The sequence below is a fragment of the Streptomyces sp. NPDC051051 genome (genome assembly GCF_040682975.1).
Classification (GTDB): Bacteria; Actinomycetota; Actinomycetes; order Streptomycetales; family Streptomycetaceae; genus Streptomyces.
In genome coordinates this window covers 22,376-35,441 of record NZ_JBFBCB010000042.1, presented here as the reverse complement: position 1 = coordinate 35,441, position 13,066 = coordinate 22,376, and the positions used below count along the sequence as shown (strand labels likewise).

General features: G+C 73.3%; 12 protein-coding genes and 1 pseudogene. 7 read left to right on the top strand and 6 right to left on the bottom strand.

The features are described from left to right. Nucleotides 1-7: 7 nt before the first annotated feature. Nucleotides 8-1,420 (top strand): HAMP domain-containing sensor histidine kinase, encoded by a 1,413-nt coding sequence (locus AB0N31_RS27405; protein WP_366061101.1) that lies wholly within the window; start codon nt 8-10, stop codon nt 1,418-1,420. Nucleotides 1,421-1,431: 11 nt separating this feature from the next. On the opposite strand, the gene AB0N31_RS27400 is transcribed toward AB0N31_RS27405, so the two are convergent. Continuing rightward, complete coding sequence (locus AB0N31_RS27400) at nt 1,432-2,427, bottom strand: TAXI family TRAP transporter solute-binding subunit (protein ID WP_366061100.1); 996 nt, start codon at nt 2,425-2,427, stop codon at nt 1,432-1,434. A 99-nt stretch (nt 2,428-2,526) separates the two neighbouring features. Here AB0N31_RS27400 and AB0N31_RS27395 point away from each other — a divergent pair, with 99 nt between their 5' ends. After that, nucleotides 2,527-2,934 (top strand): MazG nucleotide pyrophosphohydrolase domain-containing protein, encoded by a 408-nt coding sequence (locus tag AB0N31_RS27395; protein ID WP_366061099.1) that lies wholly within the window; start codon nt 2,527-2,529, stop codon nt 2,932-2,934. 216 nt (nt 2,935-3,150) lie between these two features. Here the strand turns inward: AB0N31_RS27395 and AB0N31_RS27390 are convergent, their stop codons facing one another. Together AB0N31_RS27390 and AB0N31_RS27385 are read right to left on the bottom strand one after the other, a co-directional pair. After that, nucleotides 3,151-4,377 (bottom strand): cation:proton antiporter, encoded by a 1,227-nt coding sequence (locus tag AB0N31_RS27390; protein WP_366061098.1) that lies wholly within the window; start codon nt 4,375-4,377, stop codon nt 3,151-3,153. A 4-nt stretch (nt 4,378-4,381) separates the two neighbouring features. After that, nucleotides 4,382-4,867 carry a TrkA C-terminal domain-containing protein gene (locus tag AB0N31_RS27385; RefSeq protein WP_366061097.1) on the bottom strand — a complete coding sequence of 162 codons (486 nt, stop codon included), beginning with the start codon at nt 4,865-4,867 and terminating at the stop codon, nt 4,382-4,384. 338 nt (nt 4,868-5,205) lie between these two features. Between AB0N31_RS27385 and AB0N31_RS27380 the strand changes: the two genes are divergently transcribed. Both AB0N31_RS27380 and AB0N31_RS27375 read left to right on the top strand, forming a co-directional pair. Further along, the gene (locus AB0N31_RS27380) at nt 5,206-6,207 is read left to right on the top strand and encodes a sensor histidine kinase (protein WP_366061096.1); all 1,002 of its coding nucleotides are present in this window, start codon (nt 5,206-5,208) and stop codon (nt 6,205-6,207) included. A gap of 76 nt (nt 6,208-6,283) precedes the next feature. After that, nucleotides 6,284-6,955, top strand: a complete 672-nt coding sequence (locus tag AB0N31_RS27375) for a response regulator transcription factor (protein WP_366061095.1) — start codon at nt 6,284-6,286, stop codon at nt 6,953-6,955. A 30-nt stretch (nt 6,956-6,985) separates the two neighbouring features. Here AB0N31_RS27375 and AB0N31_RS27370 read toward each other — a convergent pair whose 3' ends face one another. Then, nucleotides 6,986-7,555 carry a CHAT domain-containing protein gene (locus AB0N31_RS27370; protein WP_366061128.1) on the bottom strand — a complete coding sequence of 190 codons (570 nt, stop codon included), beginning with the start codon at nt 7,553-7,555 and terminating at the stop codon, nt 6,986-6,988. Further along, a pseudogene (locus AB0N31_RS27365) lies at nt 7,443-7,772 on the bottom strand (LysR family transcriptional regulator); the annotation flags it as partial. The pseudogene AB0N31_RS27365 and the gene AB0N31_RS27370, both read right to left, overlap by 113 nt. 414 nt (nt 7,773-8,186) lie before the next feature. Between AB0N31_RS27365 and AB0N31_RS27360 the strand changes: the two are divergent. From AB0N31_RS27360 to AB0N31_RS27350, 3 genes are all read left to right on the top strand, one after another. Further along, nucleotides 8,187-9,968, top strand: coding sequence for a M20/M25/M40 family metallo-hydrolase (locus tag AB0N31_RS27360; protein WP_366061094.1), 1,782 nt, complete (start codon nt 8,187-8,189; stop codon nt 9,966-9,968). Nucleotides 9,969-10,276: 308 nt separating this feature from the next. Beyond that, nucleotides 10,277-11,806 (top strand): tRNA (N6-isopentenyl adenosine(37)-C2)-methylthiotransferase MiaB, encoded by a 1,530-nt coding sequence (gene miaB / locus AB0N31_RS27355; RefSeq protein ID WP_366061093.1) that lies wholly within the window; start codon nt 10,277-10,279, stop codon nt 11,804-11,806. 86 nt (nt 11,807-11,892) lie between these two features. Beyond that, nucleotides 11,893-12,609 carry a class III extradiol dioxygenase subunit B-like domain-containing protein gene (locus AB0N31_RS27350; protein ID WP_366061092.1) on the top strand — a complete coding sequence of 239 codons (717 nt, stop codon included), beginning with the start codon at nt 11,893-11,895 and terminating at the stop codon, nt 12,607-12,609. Nucleotides 12,610-12,796: 187 nt separating this feature from the next. On the opposite strand, the gene AB0N31_RS27345 is transcribed toward AB0N31_RS27350, so the two are convergent. Then, the gene (locus tag AB0N31_RS27345; protein ID WP_366061091.1) at nt 12,797-13,066 is read right to left on the bottom strand and encodes an antitoxin; all 270 of its coding nucleotides are present in this window, start codon (nt 13,064-13,066) and stop codon (nt 12,797-12,799) included.

Here is a 13,066-nt window from a genome sequence, read left to right as displayed (position 1 = left end):
GGGACCGTTGCGCACACGTCTCCTGCCGCTGCTCATCGTCCTGATGGCGGCCGTGCTGCTCGCCCTGGGCGTGCCGCTGGCGGTCAGCGTGGCCCGCGCCGAGCAACAGGACGTGGTCGTCGACCGCATCGACGACACGGCACGGTTCGCCGCCCTCGCCCAGTTCGTCACCGCCCCGACCGGCGCCTTCGACCCGCTCGCCACGACCAACGACGAGCGGCGCGGGACGCTGATGCGCGAACTGGTCAACTACTACGACGTCTACGGCATTCGTGCCGGTGTCTTCTACGGCAGCGACACCCCCATGGCCCACGCGCCGAGGGACTGGTACCTCCCCGAAAAGGGCGAGGTGCGGGAAGCGTTCGAGGAGGCGCTGCTGAGCCGGCGCAGCCACGACCCCCAGCAGGTGTGGCCCTGGCAGCGCAACCGGCTCGTGGTGGCGTCCCCGGTGATCCGGGACGGCGACGTCGTCGCGGTCGTCGTAACCGACTCGCCCACCGGGGCGATGCGTTCGCGCATCCTGCACGGCTGGCTGGTCGTCGGCGCCGGCGAGATCGCGGCGATGCTGCTCGCCATCGGCGCGGCCCTGCGGCTGACCGGCTGGGTGCTCAGGCCCGTGCGGGTCCTGGATGCCACCACCCACGACATCGCCACCGGCCGGCTGAAGTCCCGGGTCGCGGTCGCGAGCGGTCCGCCGGAACTCAGGCGGCTGGCCCGGTCGTTCAACGAGATGGCGGACAACGTCGAGGACGTGCTGGAGCAGCAGCGCGCCTTCGTCGCCGACGCCTCGCACCAGCTGCGCAACCCGCTCGCGGCGCTGCTGCTGCGCATCGAACTGCTCGGCTACGAACTTCCGGAGGGCAACGAGGAGATCGCGTCCGTGCAGAGCGAGGGCAAACGCCTCGCCCAGGTCCTGGACGACCTGCTCGACCTGGCCCTGGCCGAACACACCCAGGCGGACCTGCGGATCACCGACATCGGCGCGCTGACCGCCGAGCGCGTCGCCGCCTGGGCGCCCACCGCCGAGGCCAAGGGTGTCCACCTGGCCGGTGACTGCCCGCCCACCACGGCCTGGGCCGACCCGGTCACGCTCTCCAGCGCCCTGGACGCGGTGATCGACAACGCGGTCAAGTTCACGCCGGAGGGCGAGCGCGTCGAGGTGACGGTCGCCGTCGACGGCGAGGTCTCGACCGTCGTCGTCACCGACCGCGGTCCCGGCCTGACCGACGAGGAGCTCCAGCGCGTCGGCGACCGCTTCTGGCGCAGCGGCCGGCACCAGAACATCAAGGGCTCCGGCCTCGGCCTGTCCATCTCCCGTGCCCTGCTCGCGGCGGGCGGCGGCACGATCGCATACGACCACCACGAGCCCACCGGGCTGAAGGTGACGGTGTCCGTGCCGAGGTCGAGGCCGGTGGCCTGAGACCGGCCCCGCTACGGCTTGACGGAGCGGTAGTAGCGCCGGGCGCCCTCGTGCAGGGGGAGGGGGTCGGTGTAGATGGCCGTGCGCAGGTCGACCAGCTGGGCGGAGTGCACGTGCCGTCCGATCCCGTCGCGGCTCTTGATCACGGTCCGCGTCAGCCACTCGGTGAGCCTGGGGTCCACGTCCGTGCGGGTCACCAGCAGGTTGGACACCGCGATCGTCGGCACCGTGGAGCCGTTCTGGATGATCGGGTAGGCGGACTCGGGCATGTTGGTGGCCCGGTAGTAGCCCGTCGCGTCGTCCTGCTCGTGCATCTTGGCCACCAGCGCGGCGTCGATCGGCACGAACCGGAAGGTGAAGCCGTCGGCCAGCCTCTCCAGACCGGCCGTCGGCACCCCGCCGGACCAGAAGAACGCGTCGATCTTCCGCTGCTTCAGCCGTTCCGGGCCGGTGTCTATGCCCTCCGACACGGCCCTGATGTCCTTCGCCGGGTCCACGCCCGCCGCCCTGAGGACCCGCTCGGCGATCAGCCGCACCCCCGAACGGGGCAGCCCGGTCGCGACCGTCCGTCCCTTCAGGTCGGCCACGGTCCGCACGTCCGAGTCGCGCGGCACGACCAGCTGCACGTAGTCGTCGTACAGCCGGGCGACCCCGCGCAGCCGGGCGACCGCGTCACGGTGTTCCCGCTCGTACGTCTCCACCGCGTCGGCCGCGGCGATGGTGAAGTCGGCCTGCCCGGTCGCCACGCGCGCGACGTTCTCCTGCGAACCGTTGCTGGTGGTCAGGTTCACGTCCAGGCCGGGCATGTCCTCGGCCAGCTCGGTGCGCAGCCGGCTGCCGTACTCGTGGTAGACGCCGCTCGTGGTGCCCGTGCTGAAGGTGATGGTGCCGCTCGGCGGGTCCTCGCCCAGCGGCAGCAGCCACCACAGCAGCAGCCCGAGGACGACGGCGGCGGCCGCGCCCTGCGCGGCCCGGCGCCTGCCGACGGGAGGGAACACCTTGGACATGCGCGCGATCCTGCCAGGTGGGGCGGCGAACTGGCCAGGGCGGGGCACTCCGGGCGGTGCCCGGAGTGACTGTCAGTGGCCGTCGATACAGTCGGTCGCATGAGTTCTTCGCCCGCCGACCTGGTCCGTCAGTTCCACCTCGCCTTCGGTCTCGACACCCGCAGCACGCCGACGGAGGTGCCGGCCGACCTCGCCGCGCACCGCGGGGAACTGCTCGCCGAGGAGGCCGCCGAGGTGGCCGAGGTGTCGGTGGACGGGCCCCTGGACCGCCTCGCGCACGAACTGGCCGACGTCGTCTACGTCGCGTACGGCACGGCCCTGGTGCACGGGATCGATCTCGACGCGGTGATAGCCGAGATCCACCGCTCCAACATGACCAAGCTCGGCCCCGACGGGCAGGTGGCCCGCCGGGCGGACGGCAAGGTCCTCAAGGGCGAGCACTACGAGGCACCGGACGTGTCGGCGGTGCTGCGCCGCCAGGGGTGGGTCCCCGGCGGCGCGGCCTGACGAACCTCGGAGCGGCGTGGGGCGCCGCCGACCGGCGGCAGGCCCGGCCGCTGGGCCGGCAAGCGTGCCCCACGGCCGGTGGCGAGGCGCGGTTCCCCGCACGCGCCGGTCTCCGTGGTGGGGGCTCACCCTCACGTGACCGCTGTCGGAGGCCTGCACCCGGGCGACCGGCGCCCGTGGTGCGATGCGCGCCCCCCGTGGGTGCCGCCCCGTTCCTCAGTCGCCCACCGGCGCCTCCGCGCGCGGCTCGGCCGCCCGCTCCGGCGACGGGGTCCGGCGCGCTTCGCGCAGGCGGGTCCAGCGGGTCGCCAGGGGTTCCGTGTAGCGGGCGGTGAGCGGGCCCAGGACGACCAGGATCAGGACGTACGCCGTCGCCAGCGGGCCCAGGGACGGTTCGATGCCGGCGGTGACCGCCAGCCCCGCGATGACGATGGAGAACTCCCCGCGGGCCACCAGGGCGCCACCCGCACGCCAGCGGCCCTTGACCGATATGCCGGCGCGCCGCGCCGCCCAGTGCCCCGTCGCGACCTTCGTCGCGGCGGTCACGGCGGCCAGCAGCAGGGCGGGCAGCAGGACCGGAGGAATGCTGGCGGGATCGGTGTGCAGCCCGAAGAACACGAAGAAGACGGCCGCGAACAGGTCCCGCAGGGGACTCAGCAGGGTGTGCGCGCCCTCCGCCACCTCACCGGACAGCGCGATGCCGACCAGGAACGCGCCGACCGCCGCCGACACCTGGAGCTGCTGCGCCACCCCTGCGACCAGGATCGTCAGCCCCAGGACCACGAGCAGCAGTTTCTCCGGGTCGTCGCTCGAGACGAACCGGGAGATGACCCGGCCGTAGCGCACCGCCGCGAACAGGACGAGCCCCGCCGCGCCCAGCGCGATCGCCAGGGTCAGACTGCCGGCCGCCAGCCCCACGCCGGCCACCAGCGCGGTGACGATCGGCAGGTAGACCGCCATGGCCAGGTCCTCCAGCACCAGGACGCTCAGGATCACCGGCGTCTCCCGGTTGCCGACCCGGCCCAGATCGCCCAGCACCTTGGCGATCACCCCGGACGAGGAGATCCAGGTGACGCCCGCCAGCACCACGGCCGCCACCGGCCCCCAGCCCAGCAGCAGCGCGGCGGCAGCGCCCGGCAGCGCATTGAGGGTGAAGTCCACCAGGCCGGAGGGATAGTGGGCCTTGAGGTTGGAGACCAGATCGCTGGCCGTGTACTCCAGGCCGAGCATGAGCAGCAGCAGGATGACGCCGATCTCGGCGCCGGTGGCCACGAACTCCTCGCTCGCGCCCAGCGGGAGCAGCCCGCCCTCGCCGAAGGCCAGGCCGGCGAGCAGGTAAAGGGGGATCGGCGAGAACCGGAAGCGGGCGGCGAACCGGCCGAGCAGTCCGAGGGCCAGAATGATGGAACCGAACTCGATCAGCAGGACCGCGGAGGAGTGCACCGGTTCACTCCCGACCGAGGATCGCCGCGGCCGCGTCCACGCCCTCGCGGGTGCCGATCACGATCAGGGTGTCGCCGCCCGCCAGCCGGAAGTCCGGCGTCGGCGAGGGGATCGCCTCGGCCCGCCGCAGCACCGCCACGATCGACGCGCCGGTCTCCGTGCGCATCCGGGTGTCGCCCAGCAGCCGCCCGTTCCAGCGGGACGTCGCGGCCATTTCGATGCGCTCGGCGACCAGCCCGAGGCCGGTCGTGTACAGCAGGCTCGCGCTGTGGTGGGACGGCTTCAGCGCGTCGATCAGCGAGCCCGCCTCGGCGCCGGAGAGGCGCAGCGACTGGGCGCAGGCGTCCGGGTCGTCGGCCTGGTACACGCTCACCGTCCGGGTTCCGTCACGGTGGGCCACCACGGACAGGTGGCGCTGCTCCCGCGTCACGAGGTCGTACTGGACGCCGATGCCTGGCAGCGGCGTCGTCCGGAGGCGTGGAGCGGACACGGTTTCTTCCCCTTGAGGTCGTGGACGGTCGATGTCGGCGCCGATGCCGGGACAGATGCCCTCGCGGTACCGGTACCGGCCCGCGAGGGCGGCGGTGGTCGGTGCCGGACCGGCCCTCGGGACCGTCGGTCGTCAGTGCGCCGACGCGCCATGCTGTCATCCCGCCGTACGGTGACGACATGGGTGTCGTCACGGATGGACAAGGCCGGCGCAGGACGGAGATGCTGGTCAGGGCGGTGCCATGGTCCCGGACGGGCCGGCCGGGCACGGCTCGGTCGTCGCGGGGCGACCGGCCGGCGAAGAGGACCGGGGGAGCCGGGGGAGGAGGAGTCGCACACGTGTCGTTGTTCTGGCGGATCTTCGCTCTCAACGCCGTCGGCCTGGTGGTGGCCGCCGCGCTGCTCCTGGGTCCGGTCACCGTCTCCACACCCGTCCTGCCGGCCGAGGCGTTCGTCGTCGTGGCGGGTCTGGCCTCGCTGCTGGCCTCGCTGCTGGCCGTCAACGCGGTCGTGCTGCGCGTCGGGCTCGCCCCGCTCGGGCGGCTGGGGCGGGCCATGAGCGACGCCGACCTGCTGCACCCCGGCGCCCGTGCCGTCGTCTCCGGCCCGGTCGAGACGGCCGAGCTGATCACGACGTACAACGCCATGCTCGACCGGCTGGAATCGGAGCGGGCGAACAGTGCCGCCCGGGCCCTGTCCGCCCAGGAACGCGAACGCCACCGCATCGCCCGCGAACTGCACGACGAGGTCGGCCAGACCCTCACCGCCGTACTCCTCCAGCTCAAGCGCGTCGCCGACCGGGCCCCCGACGACCTGCGTGACGAGGTGGGGCAGGCGCAGGAGGCCACGCGCGCGGGACTGGACGAGATCCGCCGGATCGCCCGCCGTCTGCGCCCCGGTGTCCTGGACGAACTCGGCCTGGTCAGCGCCCTGCGCTCGCTCGCCGCCGAGTTCACCACCCACGGGCTGACGGTCCGCCCCGACCTGCGGCCCGGCCTGCCCCCGCTGACCGAGGAGACCGAACTGGTGCTTTACCGGGTCGCCCAGGAAGCCCTGACCAACACCGCCCGGCACGCGGGTGCCGACCGCGCCGAACTCCGTCTCCGTCCCGTCGCCGACGGCGTCGAACTCCTCGTACGGGACAACGGCCGGGGGCCCGGGCCGACCGCGGGGGAGGGGGCCGGGGTCCTGGGCATGCGGGAACGGGCGCTGCTGATCGGAGCGACGTTCACCTTCGGGCCCGGTCTCGGCGGGACCGCCGTACGCCTGCGGACCGCGCCCGCGCCGTCCGTCACCGCGCCGTCCGCCGCTGCGCCGCCCGGGGGAGGCGGCCTCCGGTGACCGGGGGCCGTCCGCCCCGGCGCGGGTCCTCGCTGCTCAGCCCTCACACCCGCCCCACCCTCCCCGGAGGCCGCCGATGACCGACGAGTCCGCACCGACCCGCGTGCTCCTCGCCGACGACCACACCCTCGTGCGCCGCGGAGTGCGGCTCATCCTGGACGGTGAACCCGACCTGACGGTCGTGGCGGAGGCGGGAGACGGGGCCGAGGCGGTCGAGCGGGCCCGCGCGGGGGACATCGACCTGGCCGTCCTGGACGTGGCCATGCCGAGGATGACCGGTCTCCAGGCGGCCCGCGAACTCTCCCGGCGGCTGCCCGGCCTGCGGATCCTGATCCTCACCATGTACGACAACGAGCAGTACTTCTTCGAGGCCCTCAAGGCCGGCGCGGGCGGGTACGTGCTGAAGTCCGTCGCCGACCGGGACCTCGTCGAGGCGTGCCGGGCGGCCGTGCGCGACGAGCCGTTCATCTACCCGGGCGCGGAGCGCGCGCTCGTGCGGTCGTACCTCGAACGGCTGCACCGCGGCGTCGGCGTGGACGGTCTGCCCGACCGGCCCATCACCGAGCGCGAGGAGGAGATCCTCAAGCTCGTCGCCGAGGGGCACACCTCCAAGGAGATCGGCGCGCTCCTCTTCATCAGCGCCAAGACCGTCGAACGGCACCGCGCCAACCTTCTCCAGAAGCTCGGCATGCGCGACCGCCTCGAACTCACGCGCTACGCCATCCGGGCGGGCCTGATCGACCCCTGACCCTGACTCTGCCCCGGTCCCGCCGCAGCCTCAGCCCCGCCCGCGTCCCGTGCGCGCCCGCGTACACGTACGCCGCCCAGACGTGCGGGCGTTGCGGCATCCGCTCGCGCAGGGCGCGGACGCTGTGGTGCGGGGCGAGGGCCCGGCCGTGTGCCGGTTCCCCCGCGGCCCGGCGGCAGAAGCCGCGGTGACGTGGTCGGCGTGCGTGCTGTCGATCTCCCAGAGCGTGCCGACGGCGGTCGGGAAACCGGCGAGCAGGAACGCGCTGGTGATGTGGATCGCCCCGTCGCTGAGCCGCTCGGAGGCGCGGGCCGTACCGCAGGCCGCGAGGAAGGCGAGGCGCGCCGCACCCGTGGTCGACGAGGACGAGGAGGATGCAGCCGAGCCGCAGTGTCGAGTGCGGAGCGACGGCCCGGACGCCGGCGGCCAGGGCCTCCATTTCGCCGAGCACCAGGTGAGCCTTGCGGAGCACGAACTCGCCCAGCGGGGTCGGCTCCACCTCCCGACGGCTGCGGAGGAACAGCTCCCCGCCCGCGACGCGCTCGATCCGCCGCAGTTGGGCCGAAAGCGCGGGCCGGGTGATCCCGAGCTGCCCCGCAGCCCCGCTCGGACTGCCGGCCTCGGCGATCCGGCACACGGCTTCGAGATGCCTCAACTCCAGCTTCATCGGCGCAGCGTACGCACGGCGCCGCACCAGAGCCCGCGCCTTGTCGAAATTGGCATGTACCCAGCCAGCTGGGTGCGGACCCGTACTCGGCCGCAACGATCCGCCTCCCCGCGGCGGACGGAGTACGACGTTGCGTCCGACCGCGGTCATTGCCGCTGCCGCTGCGGCGGCCCCGGAGCTCTCGGCGAGTCCCGCGGCCGCCCTCGCCGCCCTCGCCCCCGTCGCCCCGGCGCGGTCGGGAAGGGCAGGTCCGGGCCGCTTCCCGGTCGCGGTGGGTTCCTCGCTCTCGTCGCCGGCAGGGCTGCGGCCGGCGGCTCCGGCGAACTGCGGCACGGCGCCCGCAAGGCCTCCGTCCGCACCGAGGTCACCCCGTTCCTGATCGCGAAATGACCAACTCCTTCCCCCGCGGACCCCATTGACGCGAGCTCGCGGCTGCTGCGACCGTCCTCACGTTAGGCATGGCCATGTCACAAAATCCGGCTCCCTCCTCACCGGGAGGAGCCGGAGGCGGCACGCCGTCACGCCCGCACCACCTCGCCATCTCCACCCATACAAGGAGCCACGGTGCTACGAAGACTCAGCCTCGCCGGCCTCTCCCTGGCCGTGACCCTGGGACTGGCGTCCCTGCCCGCCGCGTCAGCGGCCGCCTCGTCGCCGACGAGCGGCCCGACGGCCCGGCTCGGTCACGGCGACACCGCCGCCGGCACGGCGGCCGCCGTGCTCGCCGCGGCTGCCCCCGACATCGACGTCTCCAAGGTCCAGGCGCACCTGACCGAGTTCAGCCGCTTCGCCGCCGACAACGGCGGCAACCGGCGCTCGACCGGCCAGGGCTACCGCGACTCCCTCGCGTACGTGAAGGGCAAGCTCCAGGCGGCCGGTTACACGGTCACCGAGCAGCCCTGCACCTCGGGCTGCACCACCAATGCCGGACCGAACCTCATCGCCGAGTGGCCGGGCGGCGACGCCTCGAGGGTCTACATGTTCGGCGCCCACCTGGACAGCGTCTCGGCCGGGCCCGGCATCAACGACAACGGCTCCGGCAGCGCCGCGATCCTGGAGGCGGCGCTGACCCTCGCCGCGAACAATCCGCAGATGACCAACCGGGTCCGCTTCGCCTGGTGGACCGACGAGGAACAGGGCCTCAACGGCTCGGACTTCTACGTCCGTTCGCTGACCTCGACGCAGCGCTCGACGATCAAGGCGTACTACAACTTCGACATGATCGCCTCCACCAACGGCGGCTACTTCATCAACCACGTCACCTCCACGGCCGCCCAGCCGATGAAGGCGTACTGGGACTCGCTGAACCTCCAGCCGGAGGAGAACACCGAGGGCGCGGGCCGCTCCGACGACTACCCGTTCGAGCAGTACTCCATCCCGACCTCGGGCTACGCGATGGGCGCGAGCGCCCGCAAGACCTCCGCGCAGGCGGCCAAGTGGGGTGGCACCGCGGGCTCCGCGTACGACCCCTGCTACCACCAGTCCTGCGACACCCTCAGCAACGTCAACGCGACCGGGCTCAACCGTGCCGCGGACGGCATCGCCCACACCCTGTGGACGGTCGCCGTCTCCCAGCAGGTCCCGGCCGCAGACTTCTCCGTCGCGGCGAGCCCGGCCTCCGGCACCGCCGACCGGGGCACCTCGGTGGCCACCACCGTCGCCACGGCCACCACCAACGGCTCGCCGCAGACGGTGAACCTGTCGGCCTCCGGCGCGCCCTCCGGCGTGAACGTCTCCTTCAGCCCGGCCACGCTCACCTCGGGCCAGTCGTCCACGGCGACGTTCGCGGTGGGCTCGTCGGTCGTCCCGGGCACGTACCCGATCACCCTGACCGGCACCGGTGCCGTCACCCGCACCGCCACGTACACGCTGACGGTCAAGGGCACCGGCACCTGCCAGCCCGGCCAGCTCGTGGTCAACGGCGGCTTCGAGAGCGGGACTTCGCCGTGGACCGGTGACACCGCGGCGATCGGCGCCTACTCCGGTCAGTCCGCGCACAGCGGCACGCGCCTCGCCTGGCTGGGCGGTTACGGCCGTACCGGATCCGACAACCTGAGCCAGACGGTGACGGTGCCCACCGGGTGCGCCAAGGCCACCCTGACGTACTGGCTGCACATCGACACGGACGAATCCGGCAGCACGGTCTACGACCGGTTCACGGTCAAGGCGGGCAGCACCACGCTGGCCACCCTGTCCAACGTCGACGCGGCGAGCGGCTACGTCCAGCGGACCCTGGACCTGAGCCCCTACGCGGGCCAGCAGGTCACGCTGTCGTTCACCGCGACCGAGGACGCCAGCCTCCAGACCAGCTTCGTGCTGGACGACGTGAGCGTGCAGACCGGCTGACACGGGGCCGTTCGGCACCGTCGGCAGGAGACGGACGGGCCTTCGGGCTCACCCGCCTCCTGCCGCGGTGTCGGACCGCGCCGGGAGACGCCGGCCCCGCCGGTGGGGCGCCGCCTCCTCGTTCCGGGCCGGTGCCCCGGGAACCGCCGTCCGCGACGGCCGTGGCGCGGGGCGTCGCCCCCGCGTCCGGAGCGAGCATGATCACGGTGCCGCTGCCGGGAGCGGCTTCCGGGGACGGCGGCGGTGCGCTCCTCCCGACGCGGGAGCGCCGGGGAATGCTCACCGCGGGGCCGTCTAACCTTGAAGGCATGACCAGCAGCAGCGACCGGAGCCTCGCAGTGGACGTTCCCGCACCCAAGAGCTATGAGATTCGCACCTACGGGTGCCAGATGAACGTCCACGACTCCGAGCGATTGTCCGGGCTGCTCGAAGACGCCGGCTACGTGCGCGCCCCCGAGGGGTCGGACGGCGACGCGGACGTCGTCGTCTTCAACACGTGCGCCGTGCGGGAGAACGCCGACAACCGGCTGTACGGCAATCTCGGCCGCCTCGCGCCGCGGAAGGCCTCGCGGCCCGGCATGCAGATCGCGGTCGGCGGCTGCCTGGCGCAGAAGGACCGCGACACCATCGTGAAGAAGGCCCCCTGGGTCGACGTCGTCTTCGGCACCCACAACATCGGCAAGCTCCCGGTCCTGCTGGAACGCGCGCGCGTGCAGGAGGAGGCGCAGGTCGAGATCGCCGAGTCCCTGGAGGCGTTCCCCTCGACGCTGCCCACGCGCCGCGAGAGCGCGTACGCGGCCTGGGTGTCGATCTCCGTCGGCTGCAACAACACCTGCACGTTCTGCATCGTCCCGGCCCTGCGCGGCAAGGAGAAGGACCGCCGCACCGGCGACATCCTCGCCGAGATCGACGCCCTGGTGGGCGAGGGCGTCAGCGAGATCACGCTGCTCGGCCAGAACGTCAACGCCTACGGCTCCGACATCGGCGACCGGGAGGCCTTCAGCAAGCTGCTGCGCGCGTGCGGGACGATCGAGGGCCTCGAGCGCGTGCGGTTCACCTCGCCGCACCCACGCGACTTCACCGACGACGTCATCGCCGCCATGGCCGAGACGCCGAACGTGATGCCCCAGCTGCACATGCCGCTCCAGTCCGGCTCGGACACCGTCCTGAAGGCGATGCGCCGCTCCTACCGCCAGGAGCGCTACCTCGGGATCATCGAGAAGGTCCGCGCGGCCATCCCGCACGCCGCGATCACCACCGACATCATCGTGGGCTTCCCCGGCGAGACCGAGGAGGACTTCGAGGAGACCCTGCACGTGGTGCGTGAGGCCCGGTTCGCCCAGGCGTTCACCTTCCAGTACTCCAAGCGGCCCGGCACCCCGGCCGCCACCATGGAGAACCAGATCCCCAAGGAGGTCGTCCAGGCGCGCTACGAGCGCCTCGTCGCCCTCCAGGAGGAGATCTCCTGGGAGGAGAACAAGAAGCAGGTCGGCCGCACCCTGGAGCTGATGGTCGCCGAGGGCGAGGGCCGCAAGGACGGCGCCACCCACCGCCTCTCCGGCCGCGCCCCCGACAACCGCCTCGTCCACTTCACCAAGCCCGATCAGGAGGTCCGCCCCGGCGACGTCGTCACGGTCGAGATCACCTACGCCGCCCCCCACCACCTCCTCGCCGAGGGCGCCGTCCTCGACGTGCGCCGCACGCGCGCGGGTGACGCCTGGGAGAAGCGCACCGCTGAGAAGGCGGCCAAGTCGGCCGGCGTCATGCTGGGCCTGCCCGGCATCGGCGCCCCCGCGCCGCTCCCGGTGGCCGGCGGCAGCGGCTGCGGCCGCGACTGACCGGTGCTCCGCCCGCCCCGCCTCCCGCGGGCGTACGCCGGTACCGGCGCACGCGGGGCCGGCGGCTCGGGGTTACCCTGCCGATCATGCTTGTCGCCGCCGCAGTCTGCCCCTGTCCGCCCCTGCTCGTGCCCGAGGTGGCCGCGGGCGCCGCACCCGAGCTGGACGCCGCGCGTACCGCCTGCTCGGACGCGCTGTCGGTGCTCGCCGCCGCCCGGCCGGACCGGCTCGTGGTGATCGGCCCCATGGAGGAGGCCGGGCGGGGCGCGTATCCCGCGGGCACGCCGGGCTCCTTCCGCGGCTTCGGCGTGGATCTCGCCGTACGGCTCGGCGGGGCGGGCACGGAGGCGGCGTCCGGGCGCGGCCTGCCGCCCTCCCTGGCCGTGGGCGCCTGGCTGCTGGAGCGGGCCGGCTGGTCGGACGCCCCGGTCGAGGGACTCGGCGTGGAGGAGTCCCTCGCGCCCGGACGATGTGCCGAGGCCGGCCGGGAGATCGCCGCCCGGCCCGGTCGGACCGCGCTCCTGGTGATGGGCGACGCGAGCGCCTGCCGCACGCTGAAGGCGCCGGGCTATCTGGACGAGCGCGCGGCCCCTTTCGACGCCGAGGCCGGGAGGGCGCTCGGCGCCGCCGACATCGCGGCCCTGACGGCCCTCGACGCCGGACTGGCCCGTGAGCTGAAGGCGGCCGGGCGGGCCCCCTGGCAGGTGCTCGCGGGCGCGGCGCAGGACGCCGGTCTGTCCGGCAGCCTGCTGTACGAGGACGCGCCGTACGGCGTCGGGTACGTGGTCGCGGCCTGGTCCTAGTCCCTTCGGCCGGGCCGCGCGGTCGCCGCCCGGTCCGAGCCCCGGCCGCCGTCAAGCGCGGTTCGCCGTCCGGCGCGGTCCCGGCCGCACCGGCGTCGGCGCGCGGGGGACGGCGGACGGCCGCGTGTGCGCACGCGCACCACGGCCGCCCGTCCGTCTCCATCGTGCTGCTGCTGCCGCCCGTCGCTCAGGACGTCGGCGGCGGCGAGGTCGGGGGCGTGAACGTGTCGCCGCCCGCCCCCGGCTCGTCCTTGTGCGCAAGCCGGTCCACCGCGCCCTTGGCCTTGCCGGTGCCCGACTGGATCTTGCCCGAGTACTTGCCCTTCGTCCTCTCGTCGACGACGTGGGCGGCCTTGTCGATCCCGTGATGGATCTTGTCCCCGTGCTGTTGCGCGAGGCCGGACACCTTGTCCTTGGCAGGGCTGAGCCTGGCCTTCAGGTTGTGCAAAAGACCCAT